Annotated in this window: 15 protein-coding genes; 11 read left to right on the top strand and 4 right to left on the bottom strand. The window is 35.9% G+C overall.

Annotated features, from left to right (window positions below; translation table 11 throughout):
• Positions 1 to 111: 111 nt before the first annotated feature.
• Genes alaS through BKH41_RS02355 form a run of 4 tightly spaced genes read left to right on the top strand, consistent with a single transcriptional unit; the run spans position 112 to position 4400 of the window.
• Positions 112 to 2685, top strand: coding sequence for an alanine--tRNA ligase (alaS, locus tag BKH41_RS02370; protein WP_095296833.1), 2574 nt, complete (start codon positions 112 to 114; stop codon positions 2683 to 2685).
• Positions 2682 to 3233: a septum formation inhibitor Maf gene (gene maf / locus BKH41_RS02365; protein WP_095296832.1), complete on the top strand. Its 552-nt coding sequence runs from the start codon at positions 2682 to 2684 to the stop codon at positions 3231 to 3233. Before alaS ends, maf begins: the two co-directional genes overlap by 4 nt.
• Positions 3230 to 3451, top strand: a complete 222-nt coding sequence (gene ccoS / locus BKH41_RS02360) for a cbb3-type cytochrome oxidase assembly protein CcoS (protein ID WP_095296831.1) — start codon at positions 3230 to 3232, stop codon at positions 3449 to 3451. The genes maf and ccoS overlap by 4 nt, the downstream gene beginning before the upstream one ends.
• Positions 3435 to 4400, top strand: a complete 966-nt coding sequence (locus BKH41_RS02355; RefSeq protein ID WP_095296830.1) for an NAD(P)-binding domain-containing protein — start codon at positions 3435 to 3437, stop codon at positions 4398 to 4400. The genes ccoS and BKH41_RS02355 overlap by 17 nt, the downstream gene beginning before the upstream one ends.
• Before the next feature lie 18 nt (positions 4401 to 4418).
• On the opposite strand, the gene BKH41_RS02350 is transcribed toward BKH41_RS02355, so the two are convergent.
• A complete protein-coding gene (locus tag BKH41_RS02350) occupies positions 4419 to 5615 on the bottom strand; it encodes an MFS transporter (protein ID WP_095296829.1) in 1197 nt (398 codons plus the stop codon).
• A gap of 293 nt (positions 5616 to 5908) precedes the next feature.
• On the opposite strand from BKH41_RS02350, the gene glaH reads away from it, so the two are divergent.
• From glaH to BKH41_RS02335, 3 genes are all read left to right on the top strand, one after another.
• Positions 5909 to 6865: a glutarate dioxygenase GlaH gene (gene glaH / locus BKH41_RS02345; protein ID WP_095296828.1), complete on the top strand. Its 957-nt coding sequence runs from the start codon at positions 5909 to 5911 to the stop codon at positions 6863 to 6865.
• A gap of 11 nt (positions 6866 to 6876) precedes the next feature.
• Positions 6877 to 8079: an L-2-hydroxyglutarate oxidase gene (gene lhgO / locus BKH41_RS02340; RefSeq protein ID WP_095296827.1), complete on the top strand. Its 1203-nt coding sequence runs from the start codon at positions 6877 to 6879 to the stop codon at positions 8077 to 8079.
• A gap of 341 nt (positions 8080 to 8420) precedes the next feature.
• Positions 8421 to 9704 (top strand): aminotransferase class I/II-fold pyridoxal phosphate-dependent enzyme, encoded by a 1284-nt coding sequence (locus tag BKH41_RS02335; protein WP_095296826.1) that lies wholly within the window; start codon positions 8421 to 8423, stop codon positions 9702 to 9704.
• A gap of 3 nt (positions 9705 to 9707) precedes the next feature.
• Here the strand turns inward: BKH41_RS02335 and BKH41_RS02330 are convergent, their stop codons facing one another.
• A complete protein-coding gene (locus BKH41_RS02330) occupies positions 9708 to 10598 on the bottom strand; it encodes a fumarylacetoacetate hydrolase family protein (protein WP_095296825.1) in 891 nt (296 codons plus the stop codon).
• 59 nt (positions 10599 to 10657) lie between these two features.
• On the opposite strand from BKH41_RS02330, the gene BKH41_RS02325 reads away from it, so the two are divergent.
• Positions 10658 to 11584 (top strand): alpha/beta fold hydrolase, encoded by a 927-nt coding sequence (locus tag BKH41_RS02325; RefSeq protein ID WP_095296824.1) that lies wholly within the window; start codon positions 10658 to 10660, stop codon positions 11582 to 11584.
• A gap of 65 nt (positions 11585 to 11649) precedes the next feature.
• On the opposite strand, the gene flhB is transcribed toward BKH41_RS02325, so the two are convergent.
• Together flhB and mobA are read right to left on the bottom strand one after the other, a co-directional pair.
• Positions 11650 to 12717, bottom strand: coding sequence for a flagellar biosynthesis protein FlhB (flhB, locus tag BKH41_RS02320; protein WP_095296823.1), 1068 nt, complete (start codon positions 12715 to 12717; stop codon positions 11650 to 11652).
• Positions 12710 to 13297 carry a molybdenum cofactor guanylyltransferase MobA gene (mobA, locus tag BKH41_RS02315; protein ID WP_180762704.1) on the bottom strand — a complete coding sequence of 196 codons (588 nt, stop codon included), beginning with the start codon at positions 13295 to 13297 and terminating at the stop codon, positions 12710 to 12712. The genes flhB and mobA overlap by 8 nt, the downstream gene beginning before the upstream one ends.
• Positions 13298 to 13412: 115 nt before the next feature.
• On the opposite strand from mobA, the gene moaA reads away from it, so the two are divergent.
• The 3 genes from moaA to bamA all read left to right on the top strand — a co-directional run bounded on the left by moaA (position 13413) and on the right by bamA (position 18113).
• Positions 13413 to 14384: a GTP 3',8-cyclase MoaA gene (gene moaA, locus BKH41_RS02310; RefSeq protein WP_095296821.1), complete on the top strand. Its 972-nt coding sequence runs from the start codon at positions 13413 to 13415 to the stop codon at positions 14382 to 14384.
• Between the two features lie 57 nt (positions 14385 to 14441).
• Entirely contained in the window at positions 14442 to 15524 is a 1083-nt protein-coding gene (gene mqnE / locus BKH41_RS02305) for an aminofutalosine synthase MqnE (protein WP_095296820.1), read from the top strand.
• Positions 15525 to 15806: 282 nt separating this feature from the next.
• Positions 15807 to 18113 carry an outer membrane protein assembly factor BamA gene (bamA, locus tag BKH41_RS02300; protein WP_095296948.1) on the top strand — a complete coding sequence of 769 codons (2307 nt, stop codon included), beginning with the start codon at positions 15807 to 15809 and terminating at the stop codon, positions 18111 to 18113.
• Positions 18114 to 18121: the final 8 nt, after the last annotated feature.

Below are 18121 nucleotides of genomic sequence, written 5' to 3'. Positions count from 1 at the left end.
TTAAAAATTTACTTGAAAATATCACGTTTTGTCTAGATTCATAAAGACATTTTAGATAGAATTTTGACCTGATTAACTGCCAAAACATCATCTGGCAAACTAGGGATCTGAATGAATATTGATATCCGAACAAAATTTCTGAATTTTTTCAAGTCCAAAGGACATCAAATCTATGAAAGTATGCCCTTAGTCCCGAATGACCCAAGCCTACTTTTTACAAACGCAGGAATGGTGCAATTCAAAGATATTTTTACAGGTAAGATTCCTGCTCCGATTGTAAAAAAAGCCACATCATCCCAACTTTGTATCCGTGCTGGGGGCAAGCATAATGACCTTGAAAATGTCGGTTACACTGCTAGGCACCACACTCTTTTTGAAATGCTGGGTAACTTTTCTTTTGGGGATTATTTCAAAAAAGAAGCAATTGCTTATGCGTGGGAATTTGTGACCAAAGAGCTTGGATTTCCAAAAAATTCACTTTATGTAAGCATCCACGAAAAAGATGATGAAGCTTTTGAAATTTGGTGTAATTACATTGAACCTGATAGAATCAAAAGAATGGGCGACAAAGATAACTTCTGGCAGATGGGAGACACAGGACCTTGCGGACCTTGTAGCGAAATATTTGTGGATCAAGGCGAGGAATTCTTTCATTCCAAGGAAGATTATTTCGGCGGCGAAGGCGATAGGTTTTTAGAAATTTGGAATCTTGTTTTTATGCAATATGAACGGAATGCTGATGGCTCACTCTCTCCTTTGCCCAAACCAAGCATTGATACAGGAATGGGTTTAGAAAGAGTGCAAGCGTTGCTAGAGGGTAAAAGAAATAATTTTGATTCTTCTATCTTTATGCCCCTAATAGAAGAAGTCTCTAAAATTACTCAAAAGCCTTATACTTATGATAGCGGGGCAAGTTTTCGCGTCATTGCTGACCACGCAAGGGCAGTGGCTTTTTTATTGGCACAAGGCGTAAATTTTGATAAAGAAGGCAGAGGTTATGTGCTTAGAAGAATTTTAAGACGCGCCATTCGTCACGGGTATTTACTGGGAATGAATGAACCTTTTTTATATAAAATTGTTCAAAAAGTCTGTGAGCAAATGGGTGCGCATTATCCCTATCTCATTGAGAAAAAAATAACCTTGATGGAACAATGTCGAGCTGAAGAAGAAAGATTTTTTCAAACCTTAGAATCAGGGATGGAGATGTTTAAAAAAGAACTTCTGTCTCTAAAAAAAGGAGTGCCTTTTAGTGGTCAAACAGCCTTTAAGCTTTATGATACTTATGGCTTCCCCTTAGATCTCACTCAAGATATGCTTAGAGATCAAGGGATAGCAATTGATATGGAGGCATTTCAAACTTGTATGCAAGAGCAAAAAGTTCGTGCTAAAGCCTCTTGGAAAGGAAGTGGGGATGAGATTAAAAGCGGGGATTTCTTAGAAATATTAAACACATTTGGAGAAAATACATTCAATGGCTATGAGTACAATGCTTTCACAAGCAAGGTTATTGCTCTACTAGATAGTTCTTATCAAAAGGTTGAGAGTCTATCTGAAGAAGGCTTTATAGTTTTTGACACCACGCCATTGTATCCAGAATCCGGAGGCGCTATAGGTGATAGCGGGGAATTGTATCAAGGGGAGAGAAAAATCGCTGAAGTGATAGATACAAAAAAATATTTCGGGCTCAATATTTCTCTCATTCACCCTTTTGAGACCATCAAAGTCGGCGACATTTTAAAAATACTGGTTAATCCCAATCGCATTGAAACCATCAAACACCATAGCGCCACTCACCTGTTGCATTCAGTTTTAAGAAAAATTTTAGGAACACACATTGCACAAGCTGGAAGCCTTGTAGAACCTACACGCCTAAGGTTTGACTTCTCTCACCCCAAAGCCTTAAGTCAAAAAGAAATCCAAACCATCGAAGAAGAAGTCAATGCCATCATATTAAAAAATATTCCTGCTACCATCACACATTTACCTATCCAAGAAGCCAAAGAAAAAGGTGCAATGGCACTTTTTGGGGAAAAATACGGTGACATTGTGCGAGTGGTAAATTTTGCAGACGAATCCTGCGAACTTTGCGGGGGAATTCACGTGGAAAATACCGGACTTATCGGAAGTTTTTACATCACTAAAGAATCTGGGGTAAGCAGTGGCGTACGTAGAATTGAAGCAGTATGTGGAAGAGCTGCTTATGAATACGGCAAAAATGCTCTTGAAACCCTTTTTCAAACCAAAGAACTACTCAAAAATCAAGACATTGCATCAGGGATTTCAAAACTCAAAAGTCAAATCAAAGAACTCAAAGATAAGCTTTCAAAAACCACTTCAAGCAGTGATCTAAAAGTAAATCAAACCCTTAAAGATATCACAATCATTATCCAAAAAATAGATACAAACAATATCAAAGAAATCATCGATAATGCCAAAAATAAGTATGAGAAAATCGCTATCTTACTGATCTGTGAAGACAATCAAAACCTCTATTTGGCGTGCGGGGTTAAAAATGCCCCAATCCAAGCAAATGGGTGGATTAAAGAAGTCGCGAAAATAGTTGAAGGTGGGGGTGGGGGACGAAGCGATTTTGCCACTGCCGGAGGCAAAAATCCCTCAAAAATCCCTCAAGCACTGGAATTTGCACAAAACTTTGTCCAGAAAAAGATTGAGGAGAATTTTTGATTATTTTAGCATCTGCTTCTCCTGTCCGAGCAAGACTATTGGAAAAATTCGGGATTAAATTTACCCAAAAACCTCTAAATTTTGATGAAGACTCCATTCAAGCAACTGATCCTAAAGAATTTGTCTTCCAAGCAACAATAGGAAAGTTTAAAAATGCATTGGAAAATTTTGGACTCCAAGAACCTGTTTTGGCTGCAGATACTGTAGTCAGTGTGTCAGGGGTATTACAGCGAAAAGCACAAAACAAACTCGAAGCCGAATCGTTTTTACAATCACAAAGCAATCACGCAATTGAAATCTTTACTTGTATGATGTACCAATCTTCCAAACTTGAATTTATAGACATCTCATCGACTAAATATCAATTTAGTGCTTTTAACCCAAAGAATTTAAACGATTATTTAGATTCTCAAGAATGGATTGGCAAAGCAGGTTGTGTGATGGTTGAAGGATTTCACAAAAGTTACATAAAATCCCAAATTGGTCTTGAAAGCACCGCTATGGGACTTTCTGTGGAAAAAATTTTACCTTTTTTAGAGATAATATGAACACAAGCATTTTGATTGTAATGCTGATTGTTTCAATTATGATAGGCTTTCTTGGACTTGTGGCTTTTCTATGGGGGCTAAAAACAGGACAATTTGATGATGAAAAAAAAATGATGCAAGGGGTTTTATTTGATGGTATTGATGATTTAAACGAAGCGGCAAAAAAAGAAGAAAAACAAAAGAATATCCAAAGGAGCAAAGATGAACAAAATCTATGACGTAGCTATTATCGGGGCAGGTCCTGGAGGAATAGCATCTGCCATCGAAAGCGTTACCATCGGCATTGAAAAAACTATCCTGTTTGAAAAAGGGGAAGAGCATTCCACTACTATCAGAAAATTCTATAAAGACAACAAGCGCGTTGATAAAGATTATAAGGGTCAAAAAGTTGAACTTAACGGGAATATTTTCTTTGATGATGGCACCAAAGAAAGCACTTTAGAACTATTTGATGAAATCCTAAAAAACCACAACATACACACCTGCTTCAAAACAGAAATTGAATCCATTAAAAAATCTGAAGACATCTTTACACTTACCACAACTGATAATCAAATCTATCAGGCCAAATACATCATCGTCTCCATCGGAAAAATGGGACAACCCAATAAGCCTTCCTACAAAATCCCCATCACATTATTAAAAAAAGTCAATTACAATATCAACGATTGTAAAGAGGATGAAAAAATTCTTGTTGTTGGAGGCGGGAATTCAGCAGTAGAATATGCGTGTTATTTAGCCACTGTTGGAGACACGACCCTTAATTACAGGCGAAACGAATTCACACGTATCAATGACTCAAATGCCCATAATCTGAAGGAAGTCATTCAAAATAAACAACTTAAAACAAAATTTGGTATTGACATCACAGGACTTGAAGATTTCGAAGGAAAAATTAAAGTGCTTTTTACAGATGGAAGCACTGATATTTTTGACAGAATTGTTTATGCCATTGGGGGTTTGGCACCTGTTGATTTTCTCAAAAAATGTCATATAAAACTAGATGAAAACAATATTCCTATCATTACAGATAAACTTGAAAGTTCTGTAAAAAATTTATTCGTAGCCGGAGATATTCTATTTAAATCCGGAGGCTCAATTGCAACAGCTTTAAATCACGGACATGAGATTGTTAAAGAAATTAAAAATAGAATGAAAAACTCTTAAAAATGCATTGATTTTAGATCAATGCAAATCCGTTCCCTTTGTCTCTTTCCCAAAAGGAATCAAAATGATGATAGCAATGGCAACAACGACCATTATTACAGACATAACAACTGCATAATTATTTCCCATTGACTCTGCTGTTTTGGTCTGTATGGGAGCATTTACCGAAGCAATAAGATTTCCTAACTGATAAACCAATCCCGGAAGGGTAGAGCGAGTATGAGAAGGAACATTTTCATTCAAATAAGTCGGAATAACGCCCCAAGCCCCCTGCACCATAATCTGCATAATACAAGCCCCAATTGTAAGAGAAATAACTGTATCCCCATATGCCCACAGATAGGTCGCAGGAATCACTAAAAAACAAGCAATCAAGATTGCTTTTTTTCGCCCTATTTTTTCTGACAAGCTTCCAAAGAAAATACCTCCTAATATTGCAGCTATGTTATAAGCAATCGCAATATTTCCGATCGTCTTTGTATCAAAATGTTTTTCTTCTTTCAAAAAAGTCGGGTACAAATCTTGAGAACCGTGACTCAAAAAATTAAAAACTACCATCAAAACAACCAAATAAATAACAAGTTTATAATGCGTTTTGATACTGCCTAAAAAATCAAATTTCTTGTTTTGGTTTTTGTTTGCTCTCCATACAGGGGATTCTTCAACAAGAAAATAAATATAAGGAATAAGCAAAATAGGAATTGCCCCTACAAAAAACATTCCTCTCCAACCCAAATACTCAAAAAAATACCCATATACCACGCCTGCAATCAAATATCCAAAAGGATACCCAGCTTGAAAAACTCCAGATATAAATCCTCTAGCTTTATCAGGGACACTCTCCATCGCCAATGATGAGGAAACGCCCCAAACCCCTCCCATCGCAATCCCATACAATGCCCGAAGCACAAAGAAAATAGTTAAATTCGGGGTAAAACCACTTAAAATTTCAATGATTGAAAATACTAAAATATTAATCATTAAAACAGGTTTTCTACCGTGTGATTCTGCATATTTTCCAAACAAATAAGCTCCCAAAGATCGAAAAACAAGTGTTAAAACCAAAGCATAACTTACAAGCGAAATCTCTACGTTAAAATCTTTGGCAACATAGCTTAAAACAAATACTAGAATAAAAAAATCAAACGCATCTAATGTCCAAGCGCCAAAACAGGCAGAAGCAGTAAAAAACTGTTTTCTATTCCAACCAAACATAATCAAATCTCCTTTAAGTTTTAAGCTGTTTCCCTTTATGATATTCTAAAATATCCTAAAAATCAAAAAAAATATTTTTTATTTTACTTCAACTAAAATCAAGCATATTTTTCAATTTTTAATCAATAATTTTTCAATTTATTGTCAATTTATAGCCTAAAAAAGTAAATAATTATTTTTTATTTTGGTTAATATAATCAAATTTATATTTGAAATGATTAAAATTATTTTTAAGTTTGATTTAATTTATTAAATACCATCATATTAGCCATATTCACAACAAAGGAGATAGAATGAAAAAAATCACAACAACCAAAGGCAAAAATTTTAGTTTCACACCATCTAAATATTCCCCTCGCCTTCTTGATGTATGTTTAAATGAAAACATTATTTTTGAATTCTTAAAAGTAATGGAAATCTACCCGATTCAAGCACTCGAATACAAATCTTTTCTAAGATTTCGTGCTGCCCAAATCCTGAACGATTTATGCGATCAAAAATTAAAACAAGCCATTCAAGACTGCCTCTCTGACAGACAGACAGGAGCCTTATTGGTAAATCCTGAAGGGATTAACAAAGTAGAACAAGCTGATGATATGGTCAAAATCGCTACAGCTTTTGTGCATCTTGTGGGTAGATCAAATTTTGACTCAATGAGTGGTCAATTTTACGCCAGATGGGCAGTAGTTAACACAGACAATTCCGACAGTTACCTCAGAAAACCTCATAAACCTTTAGAGCTTCATAACGACGGAACATATGTCGATGAAATAACAGACTATGTGTTGATGTATAAAATTGATGAACAAAATATGGTTGGAGGAAATTCTACACTTTTGCACTTGGATGATTGGGAAGAATTGGAGAAATTTTTTAACCACCATTTAGCCAAAAGAACAATGAAATGGCAATCACCCCCTAGCAAAAATGTCCCCAAAACTATTTTCCACCCCGTTTTTGAGACTGATACCCAAGGAAGACCCGTTATGCTTTATATTGATCAATTTGTTCAACCAAAAGATTATGAAGAGGGCATTTATTTAGCTGATATGGGAGAAAGTCTTGAGAATAGCAAGGCAAAACTTTCTTTTCCTGTTCCCATAGGAAGCTTTTTATTGATAAATAATCTTTTTTGGCTCCATGGTAGAGAAAAATTTGAACCCCATCCAAACCTCAGAAGAGAACTAATGAGGCAAAGAGGTTATTTCAATTTTGCCACCAATCCATTTAAGTCTGCTACTAGAAGTTAAAGGAATTTAAAATGTATGATTTTATCATTGTCGGAGGGGGTATCATAGGCGTTTCTACAGCTATGCAGCTTTTAGAAAAATATCCTAGATTAAAAGTTGCTCTATTGGAAAAAGAAGACGCTTTAGCCCGACACCAAACCGGTCATAACAGTGGCGTCATTCACGCCGGAGTTTATTATACGCCTGGAAGTCTGAAGGCTCAATTTTGTTTTGAGGGTAACAGATTGATCAAAGAATTCTGTACTCAAAATCAAATCAAATTTGATGTTTGTGGCAAAATACTTGTCGCTACCACTGAACTTGAAATGCAGCGAATGAAAGCCTTGTGGGATAGAACTCAAGCCAACGGACTAGAAAGATACTGGCTAGATGAAAAAGAACTAAAGGAAAAAGAATCAAAGATCACAGGTCTTGGAGGCATATTTTTCCCCGCTAGTGGCATTACAAATTATTCTGAGGTTGCTTATGCAATGGCAAAAATTTTTCAAAATAATGGCGGACAAATCTTTTATAAAAGTGAAGTCGTTCAGATTGCAGAAAACTCTTCAGGAGTAACCCTTCATACCCGTTCTGAAAAATTTGAAACAAAATATATGATCTCATGCGCAGGGTTATATTCTGATAAAATCGTTTCAATGATAGGGGCAAAAAGAGATTTTGTGATCTGCCCTTTCAGGGGAGAATATTACCAACTTGCAGACTCCTGCAATGATATTGTGCAACATTTGATTTATCCGATACCAGAACCTGACGTACCATTTTTGGGCGTCCATCTGACAAAAATGATTGATGGGTATGTTACGGTTGGACCCAACGCAGTTTTAGCTTTCAAGCGCGAAGGGTATAAAAAAACGGATATAAATTTCAAAGATCTGTTTGAAATGCTCACACATAAAGGAATTTTAAAAGTCATCAAAAAAAATTTTACAACCGGTGTGCGTGAAATGAAAAACTCCTTTTTTAAAAAAGGTTATTTGCATTTGATTCAAAAATACTGTCCGCAACTCCAAACCCAAGATTTATTTCCCTATCCTGCAGGTGTAAGAGCCCAAGCTGTAAGTAATGAGGGAGAGTTAATTGAGGATTTTCTGTTTGTTTGCACACAAAGAACCATCAATGTTTGCAACGCGCCATCTCCTGCAGCAACCTCAAGTATTCCGATTGGGAGATATATTTTAAAAAAAGCAGAAGAAATACTTAAAAACAATGATTAAAAACCAAAATAAAGATCAAGCAAACACAGCCTTTATCTCAATCTAAACAAAGATTTAAAACATCTTGAATCCTAACAACAACCATTATTACTCTAATCTTATGAGCATAAACTAAGAGCTCATAAGTCAAATGAAAAATTATTTGGCTTATATGCTGCTGTTTAAATACGACAATCAAAAGCTATTGACTATTCTTAAATTTATAATAAACACGATATGTGTTTATTATAGTAACATTTCAATTATTTTATATATTTATTTATGATAAACACATATCGTGTTTGTTTTAAATTTGATAAAGTTCTTCTCGATGATGAAAATAACTCTATAAAGGATAAAAAATGCCAAACACATCATTTCACCAAGAAACTTTAGCAATTCATAAAGGCTATACCAAAGATTTTCAACAAACAATGAGCGTACCTATTTACCAAACTACTGCCTATGCGTTTGAAAATTCCGATCAGGCCGGAGCGCGTTTTGCACTCCAAGAACTCGGGAACATATATTCCCGATTGACTAACCCAACCAACGATGTTCTTGAAAAGCGTCTCGCTTCTTTAGAAGGTGGGGCAAGCGGGCTTGTTACATCAAGCGGAAGTGCTGCGATCTTTTATGCAATTACCAACCTCGCGAGTTCTGGTGATAATATCGCCGTAGCAGACAAAATTTATGGTGGTTCAGCTAATTTATTTCTTCATACGCTAAAAAATTTTGGGATAGAAGCAAGGGTTTTCTCCATTGATAATCCTGACACTTTAGAACCTCTGATTGATTCTAAAACTAAAGCGATTTTTTTTGAAAGCTTAAGTAATCCTCAAATTGCCATCGCTCCTATAGAAAAAATTACTGCAATTGCCAAAAAATATAGCATTGTCACAATCTGTGATAATACCGTCGCCACTCCGATACTTTTCAATCCAATAAAATGGGGTGTAGATGTTGTAGTACATAGCCTGAGCAAATACGCCAGTGGTCAAGGAAGTACAATATCGGGCGGAATTATTGATAGAGAAGGGCTTAATGACCTCATCAAAGAAAATCCACGATACCCTCAATTTAATACACCCGATCCTAGTTATCACGGATTGATCTATGCTGATGTTCCGCTTCCTATCTTCAACCTCAGAATTCGAACAGCTCTATTACGCGATATCGGGGCGACATTAAGCCCATTCAATGCGTGGTTGGTTTTACAAGGACTTGAAACACTTAAGGTTCGCATTTATGAACATAGTGCCAATGCACTCAAAATTGCAAAATTCCTCTCATCCCATCAAGAAGTCTTGTCTGTTAATTATCCAGGATTGCCAAATAATGCCTATCACGAATTGTCCAAAAAATATTTCAAAGAAGGATTGTGTAGCGGTCTTGTAAGTTTTGAAATTCGAGGGGATTTAAAGCGGGCTAAAAAAATTTGTGATAGCACAAAAATCTTTAGCGTTGTGGTCAATATCGGAGATACTAAATCTTTAATTGTCCATCCTGCCTCAACAACGCATTCCCAACTGAATGAAAAACAGCTTAAAGAGGTAGGCATCTTGCCCAATACAATTCGATTGAGTGTCGGATTAGAAAATGCACAAGATCTGATTGCAGATTTATCAAAGGCAATTGAAGGATAATCTTCATTCCCCAATTGTATTTTTCAAACTGCCAATTCCTTCAATATGGCATTCCACTCTGTCACCACTTTTAAGAAATTTTGGGGGTTCAAACCCCATTCCTACGCCTGAAGGCGTTCCCATTGATAAAATACTCCCAGCCCTTAAAAGCATTCCTGCGCTCAACTCTTCAATCACATAAGCAATATCAAAAATCATCAAGTCCGTAGAACTTTTCTGACGAAGTTCGCCATTAACATAGCTTGAAATTTCTAACGCTAACGGGCAAGAAAACTCATCTTTTGTAACTATCCAAGGACCCATTGGCGCAGAGCCTTCCAAGCTTTTACCAAAATACCATTGTTTATGTTTCAATTGAATATCTCTAGCACTGATATCATTGATAATCGTATAGCCAAAAACATAATCAAAGGCATTCTCTTTTTTCACATTTCGAGCATCTTTGCCTATAATCACACCCAATTCGACCTCATAATCCAACTTTTGAGTCAAATGAGCGTGAGAGGGGATGATTCCCCCATCAGGAGTAGCTTCGCTCACCCGTTTGCCAAAATAGACAGCCTCTTCTCTTTTGCCTCCAAACTCCTCTTTTTTGAACTTTGCTGATTCTTTGGCGTGATCAAGATAATTAATGCCTAAACAAATGATCTCTTGAGAGGGATGAGGTATCGGGGCAAGCTTAAAAACATCTTCAAGCCAAAAACCATCTTTATAAGAAATAAGGGTTTTTTTAAGCCTCTCTTCCAAAGATTTATCCCAATGTTTGATTAAATCTTCCACACAATCAATCCTCAAACCCAAATCCTCTAAGGGGATAATTTTTTCTCCATCAAGGTTCAAAATTCCGACTTGTTGGCGAGCATTTAAAGTTTGTTTAAAAGTAAGAATTTTCATCATAAATCCTTTGTTATAATTACAGACTTTCAAATAGTGTATCAAATTCGGACTAAAAAATGAAAACGATAAAAAATTTAACTTTCAAAAGTGATTTTGGTTGTATTGCTTATGATAAATATATTCCCGACACTCCCAAAGGGGTTGTAATACAAATTGCCCACGGAATGATTGAGCACAAAGAAAGATATGAATGGCTGTGCAAATCTTTTGCCCAAGCGGGTTATCACGTTTTTATCAATGATCATCGCGGGCACGGGGAAAGTATCCTAGGTGAAGTCACTTGGGGAGAAATGGGTCAAAATGGTTTTGAAAAAGCTGTTAAAGATATGTTGGATTTGCGTATGATTATCAGCAAAGAACTTCCTTCCTATAAACTTGTACTACTTGGGCATAGTATGGGATCATTGCTCTCAAGAAGATTCCTTCAACTTTATGAGGATAAAATCGATGCTCTAATCCTCTCAGGCACACCCACTCCCAATCCTTTTTTGGGATTTGGAGTGGTTCTTTTTAGGATAATGGATAAACTTGGCGTGCGCTCAAGCCCAAAAATTGGGGATTTATTTTCTTTCAATGCAAAATTTAAAGCGCTCTACAAAAATAAAAATAATCCTTTAAAAAACTATTGGTCGTGTAGTGATGAAAACGTTGTGAAAGCTTATTTGGAAGATCCCAAATGCCGATTCCGCTTCACTCTAAACAGCTTTGCCAATCTGTTTGAAGGAATGAAAAAGGTATTTTCCCCCTACCCGCATAAGCCTGCCAAACCTGAATTGCCCATATTGTTTATAAGCGGTTCAGAAGATGTTTGCGGTAATTTTGGTAAAGGGGTTCAAAAAGCCTATAATCATCTTTTATCTCAAGGTTATAACAATACTAGTCTGAAAATCTTTCAGGACGCACGGCATGAAATTTTTAATGAACCGCTTAAGATGGAGTATCTTGATTTTACATTCCAATGGCTCAAAGATAAAAATTTATAGTTTTATGGATAATTTTAAATCCCATCGTAATAATCACCCACAATCAAAGCCAATCAAAAATCAATTTATAAAAACTTTTTTCCTTTTGTCTGTTGGATTTTTGCCACCTGTGCAAACACAATTGCAACAGCTTCAAACAAAATTTTCGGGATAGGTGCATCAATATCAACTTCCTTATAAAGTTCTCTAGCAAGTTTAGGATTTTCGATGATTTCAATATCGTGTTCCCTTGCAATGCCTTTGATCCTAATGGCTAAATGATCAATCCCTTTAGCTACAACTACAGGTGCAGGATCGGTCTCTTTAAAACGGAGAGCAATGGCATAATGCGTTGGGTTTGTGACCACAACATTTGCACTTGGTATGGCACCCATCATTTTGCTCATTGAATTTTTTAGCATCATTTGACGAATTTTTGCACGTACTTCCGGATTCCCCTCTTGTTGTTTGTATTCATCTTTTACCTCTTGTTTGCTCATCCTCAAAGATTTGATATATTGGCGTCTTTTGATGATAAAATCCGCCATTGCCATCACAAAAAACAAAAAAAGCAATACAGCAATGAGAATCAGTGCTTTATTTCGAAACCAAAGCATTTGGTCAAACAAATTAAAAAGAGCAATATGCTCTAAATCTCCCAAAAATCCCGCAAAGACAAAAAACCCAACCCCAAAAGCCACAAAAACCTTTAGAGTGATCATCATTCCATCCAAAAGCTTTTTAACAGAAAAAAGATTCTTCATCCCAGTGATAGGATTGATTTTGCTCAATTTTGGAACAATTGCTTTTGTACTGAGCAAAAATCCGAATTGAGCAATATTGCCGACAATCCCAGCAATTATTAAAACTAAAAATACAGGCAAAATCATCATCAAAATATTTCCCAATAATCCTAAAAAAAGATTGAAAACATTCTCCGTTGTAAAATCCATTCGCATCCATTCTAAAGCCTGCTTATAAATCTCTTCAAAATGCTTGAGCCAAAAAGGAAAAATAACAAAAATACTTAATAATCCAATTAAAAGCCCACTAAAACCTACTATTTCAGGACTTTTAGCAACATTTCCCTCCTCTCTAGCTTTTTGAATTTTATGCGAGGAAGGAGCTTCGGTTTTCTCTTGTTCTTCAGCCATTTTGTTTCCTTATCATCTCTAATGCTTTGAGATAATCTCCATATGTGTTAAGGTTGCTAAACTCTTTATTATCCTGAAACTCTATACCAAAAGAGTTTAATCTTGAAATCATTCTGCCCACTTTGTATTCCTTGTTCTGAATGGCTTGACTTAAAGCCTTGCACACATTTTGATCCCATAAGCCAATGAGATAATGAGATTTTTCCTTTGTTTTAGGATAAACAATATCATATCCGCTCCAAACATCACATAATTTTTCAATCGTGACCGATTTTAAAAAAGGGGTATCCACACTGACAAAAAATATTTTGGACGCTCCAAGCGTGTTAAAAGCATTTTCAATCCCTATGAGAGGTGAAAAAATATCACTTTTTTCATATAAAAAAACTGCGTCCAAATCAAAAACTCCCTCTTTTTTGCAAGAAATGCAAACATTTTTAAAAATTTTGCTCATTTTTTTATATTGATAAACAATGAGACTCTTTTCGCCATCAAATGGAAGTAAAGCTTTATTAACCCCCATTCTTGAGCTTTTTCCTCCTGCAAGAATCACACATTGGACAGCTTCAATTTCAGGCACTTTATTCCTTTTCAAAATCGGATTTAAAAGTTTATTGTATGATTGCGATGTTTAAAATCTCATTTATATTTCAGAGTATAAAGCGTTATATATTTTTTTATATCTAGGTGAAATGATGTTGCAAGACAGTTTTGGAAGAACTATTGATTATATCCGCGTATCTGTGACCAAGCAGTGCAATTTCAGATGCCAATATTGTATGCCTGAGACACCGATAGACTTTTTTGAAAACGAAAATTATATTCCTTTAGAAAACGTTTTAGAGTTTTTGAAAATTGCCATTGATGAGGGGATCAAAAAAATCCGAATTACTGGCGGAGAACCCCTTCTAAGAAAAGACTTAAGCGCATTTATTGCCTCCATCCACCAATACGATCCAAACATTCAAATCGCTCTTACAACAAATGCTTTTTTACTCAAAAAATATGCCCTCTCACTCAAAGAAGCAGGACTTACACGCATAAATATCTCTTTAGATTCCTTAAAAAGGGATCGGGTTCTGAAAATCTCCAAAAAAGACGCTTTGGATGCCGTTTTAGAAGGAATAGAAGAAGCATTAAAAGTCGGCTTGAAAATGAAACTCAATATGGTACCTTTGAAAGGAATTAATGATGATGAGATTATTGATATGCTTGAATTTGCCAAAAATAAAGGTATTTTGATTCGCTACATCGAATATATGGAAAATACACACGCAAAGCAGCAACTCATAGGTCTTAAAGAAAATGAGATACTCCATTGTATCAATCAAAAATATCCTGCCAAACTTCTGGAAAAAGAAAATTTTGGACCTGCCAAAATCTATAAAATAGCAGATAATTACGCTTTTGGTATTATTGCGCCGCATAACGACGATTTTTGCAAAAGCTGCAATCGCATTCGATTGACCTCAGAAGGCACAATTTGTCCTTGCCTTTATTATCAAGATTCCGTAGATGCGAAAAAAGCAATGCTAAACAAAGATCCTGAAGAAATGAAAAAAGTCCTGCATCAATCAGTTCTAAACAAACCTGAAAAAAATCAATGGAACGAAGAAGGTATCCTTGAAGAAATATCTGCAAGGGCATTCTACTATACCGGAGGATAAATTTTTGCTTAACTATTTTTGTGATACAATCCAATACATACAAACGAAGGAACTGCAATGGATCTCTTAGACAAAACCCTCAAAGGAGACAATCTCAATGCAAATGAACTTTCAAAGCTCTATGAATATGATATTTTTACCTTAGGTAAAGCAGCCGATACAATCCGAAGAAAAAAATATGACAATAAAGTTTTCTTCAATATGAACCGCCACATTAATCCTAGCAATATTTGTGCAGATGTATGTAAATTTTGTGCATTCTCAGCAAGCAGAAAAAATCCAAATCCTTATGAAATGAGTATTGATGAAATCCTCTCTCAAGCAATCAGTTCATATAAAAGAGGAGCTAAAGAAATCCATATCGTAAGTGCGCACAATCCTAATTGGAGCTACAATTGGTATCTAGAACTTTTTAGCGAAGTCAAAAAAAGTCTTCCTGATGTCCATCTCAAAGCAATGACAGCAGCAGAAGTCGATTATCTGGATAGAAAGTTTGGTGTTGGTTATCAAAAAATTTTGGAAGATATGGCAAAGGCAGGAGTAAATTCAATGCCCGGAGGCGGGGCTGAGATTTTTGATGAAAAAGTCAGAAAGCACATCTGCAATGGAAAAGTAAGCTCTCAAAGATGGATCGAAATTCATCAATATTGGCATTCATTGGGAAAAATGAGCAATTGTACAATGCTTTTTGGGCATATTGAAAATCGTGAAAACAGAATTGATCATATGCTAAGAATCAAAAATGCTCAACAGGATTTTAACATTGTTGAAGCCAAAAAAGGTGGTTTTAATGCTTTCATTCCCCTGCTTTATCAAAAACAAAACAATTATTTAAAAGTCGATGATTTTCCCAGCGGTCAAGAAATTCTCAAAACTATCAGCATTGCTAGAATCATTTTGCAAAATGTTCCTCATATTAAAGCATATTGGGCAACATTGAGTATGAATCTTGCACTAGTCGCTCAAGAATTTGGAGCCGATGATATGGATGGAACAATCCAAGCTGAATCCATACAATCTGCAGGAGGAGCTAAAAGCAAATCAGGAATGGAAAAAGACGATATGGTTTTTCAAATCAAAAATGCAGGTTTTAGAGCCATAGAAAGAGATAGTCTTTATAATGAATTGAAAGAATGGTAATAAAATGAAAATTTTGATTTAACTAATCAATTAATAATTTTGAAAATTTTTAATTCCTTTAAATATTCAATAGTTTAAAAATATTTCAGAATATTTTATTTTAAGACAAATCAGAGTATAATCTAATAGCGTAGATTTAAATTATTTTGCTAAAAATATAAATTTTCTAAGGGCATTGAGAAGTTGTATATCAAAAAACTCATAATTTTATTCCTATTTTTAGGATCTTCTGTTCTTTATGCAGAAAAGATCCTTTCCATTCAATACGATGGTCTTCTATATATGTCTCCAATGCTAGCTGGTGAAGTTACCAATATTCAAGAAGGCGATCAGCTAGATGCGGCCAAACTGAATAAAGCAATACTTGCACTCTATAATCAAGGGTATTTCAAAGATGTTTATGCCACATTTGATTCAGGCGTATTGACATTTCATTTCACCGAAAAGCCACGAGTGGCAAGTATTGAGATCAAAGGCTATGGAACCGAACAAGAAAAAGAAACTCTTTATACTCAAATGGGCATCAAAAAAGGCGACACTTTTGATGAACAAAAACTTGAAAAAGCAAAAACTATCCTAAAGACCGTCCTTGAATACCAAGGCTATTACGGCACAGTAGTGGAAACCGATATTACTCCAGTTAGTTCCGATGGGGCTTACGCCATCATTCTCAACGTCAATCGCGGAGATAATATCATCATCAAAAAAGCCTCTTATGATGGCAGGGAAAAACTTAAGGTCAAAGATATTGAATCTCTAAGTGCAAATAAAGAACGTGATTTTATGGGTTGGATGTGGGGATTGAACGATGGCAAACTCCATCTAAACGAACTCGAATACGATAGCTTAAGAATTCAAGATGTTTATATGAGGCACGGTTTCTTAGATGCAAATATTTCTTCACCTTTCTTGGACGCCAATTTTTCGACTTATACCGCAAATCTTTATTACAAAATTATCGAAGGAATACAATATAAAGTCTCAGGCATAGAAATCGATATTGATAATGAAGTCGTGCCAGTCTCTAAGCTCCTCAAGACAATCAAGGTACGTAAAAAAGATATTTTTAATATCGAAAATCTACGTGCCGATACTCAAATACTCAAGCGTGAAATAGCCGATAAGGGCTATGCTTTTGCAGTTGTAAAACCAGATCTTGATAAAAATGAGGCTAAAGGAACAGTCAAAGTCATCTACCATATTCAAGTCGGTGAAAAAGTCCATATTAACGACGTTATTATTTCAGGCAACACGCGTACAAGTGATCGTATTATCCGCCGAGAAATTCTTCTTGCTCCTGGGGATCAATACAGCCTTAGCGAAGTTGCCAATTCTGAAAATGCCCTTAGGAGGCTTGGCTTTTTTGACAATGTCAAAATCGAAGAAAGACGTGTCAGTGCAGATTCAATGGATCTGCTTGTAAATGTTCAAGAAGGCAGGACGGGGCAACTTCAATTCGGACTTGGATATGGGAGCTATGGAGGATTGATGATTAATGGCTCAGTAAGCGAAAGAAACCTATTTGGAACGGGGCAAAATGGAAGTATTTATGCCAATATTTCAACCGGAACAGGACAAAGTTATAATGGAATTAGGAACAGCGGACGACAATTTTCGGGCAATATTTCTTTGAGCAATCCTAGAATTTTTGACAGCCGATACAGCACTTCGGCCAACCTATATGCCAATTACTACGTAAATTATCAATATGTTGAGCAATCTGGGGGCTTTGGATTTACAGTGGGACGACTCCTTACCAATACGCTCCGAGCAAGTTTAGGATATGATATCAATGTAACAAAAACTTTTAATTTTTCCTCTCCTCTTTATGAAAGATATTATGCTTCTAACACCCAAGTTATAGGTACCACAGAGGCTGGAACACCTGTTTATGGGATTTGGAACACAGACCATCATATCCCTGTTGCAAGTTCCATCACTCCAAGCATTAGTTTTGACAATACAGATGACTACTATTTCCCCAAAAATGGCATTATCGCTTCAGCTTATGCCCAATTTAATGGCATTGGCGGAAATGTCAAAAATGCAAAGCTTTATGCAAAGTTCGCAGGTTACTATCACCTAAAAAATCTTATCGGGCTTGATTTGATTGCTAGATACAAAGCTCAAGGAGGATATATATTCCGTTACAATCCTCAAGATTTTTTAGCCATCAATAGTACTTTTTATATGGGAGGCGTAACTACCATCAGAGGTTTCCAAAGCGGTTCTGTCTCTCCAAGGGATCAATTTGGATTATGGGTTGGAGGTGATGGACTTTTTACCAACTCCGTCGAACTCAGCTATGGGCTTTTAGAAGCGGCGAAAATGAGAGTTTCTGCTTATTTTGATTATGGCTTTATCACTTATAAAGGTTTATCTTCCAATCCAAAACAAGCTGATTTTATCAATTACGGTATCCCTTCTCACGGCAAAGAAATGCTTGAATGGAGGGCAGCTACTGGCGTAGCATTAGAATGGGTTTCCCCTATTGGTCCGATTGTGTTAGTATTCCCTATCAAGGTTTTCAATAAGCAGCCCGGCGATTACACTTCAAATTTCGAATTCACAATGGGCACAAGATTCTAAAGGATTAG

The organism is Helicobacter sp. 12S02232-10, from assembly GCF_002272895.1.
Classification (GTDB): Bacteria; Campylobacterota; Campylobacteria; order Campylobacterales; family Helicobacteraceae; genus Helicobacter_J.
Note: the sequence above shows the minus strand (reverse complement) of the source record. Positions and strands in the feature narration are given on the sequence as shown.

Coding starts and splice junctions, on each gene's coding strand:
- alaS (WP_095296833.1), top strand. CDS start 112: ATGAATATTGATATCCGAACAAAATTTCTGAATTTTTTCAAGTCCAAA.
- ccoS (WP_095296831.1), top strand. CDS start 3,230: ATGAACACAAGCATTTTGATTGTAATGCTGATTGTTTCAATTATGATA.
- BKH41_RS02355 (WP_095296830.1), top strand. CDS start 3,435: ATGAACAAAATCTATGACGTAGCTATTATCGGGGCAGGTCCTGGAGGA.
- BKH41_RS02350 (WP_095296829.1), bottom strand. CDS start 5,615: ATGTTTGGTTGGAATAGAAAACAGTTTTTTACTGCTTCTGCCTGTTTT.
- glaH (WP_095296828.1), top strand. CDS start 5,909: ATGAAAAAAATCACAACAACCAAAGGCAAAAATTTTAGTTTCACACCA.
- lhgO (WP_095296827.1), top strand. CDS start 6,877: ATGTATGATTTTATCATTGTCGGAGGGGGTATCATAGGCGTTTCTACA.
- BKH41_RS02335 (WP_095296826.1), top strand. CDS start 8,421: ATGCCAAACACATCATTTCACCAAGAAACTTTAGCAATTCATAAAGGC.
- BKH41_RS02330 (WP_095296825.1), bottom strand. CDS start 10,598: ATGAAAATTCTTACTTTTAAACAAACTTTAAATGCTCGCCAACAAGTC.
- BKH41_RS02325 (WP_095296824.1), top strand. CDS start 10,658: ATGAAAACGATAAAAAATTTAACTTTCAAAAGTGATTTTGGTTGTATT.
- flhB (WP_095296823.1), bottom strand. CDS start 12,717: ATGGCTGAAGAACAAGAGAAAACCGAAGCTCCTTCCTCGCATAAAATT.
- moaA (WP_095296821.1), top strand. CDS start 13,413: ATGTTGCAAGACAGTTTTGGAAGAACTATTGATTATATCCGCGTATCT.
- mqnE (WP_095296820.1), top strand. CDS start 14,442: ATGGATCTCTTAGACAAAACCCTCAAAGGAGACAATCTCAATGCAAAT.
- bamA (WP_095296948.1), top strand. CDS start 15,807: ATGTCTCCAATGCTAGCTGGTGAAGTTACCAATATTCAAGAAGGCGAT.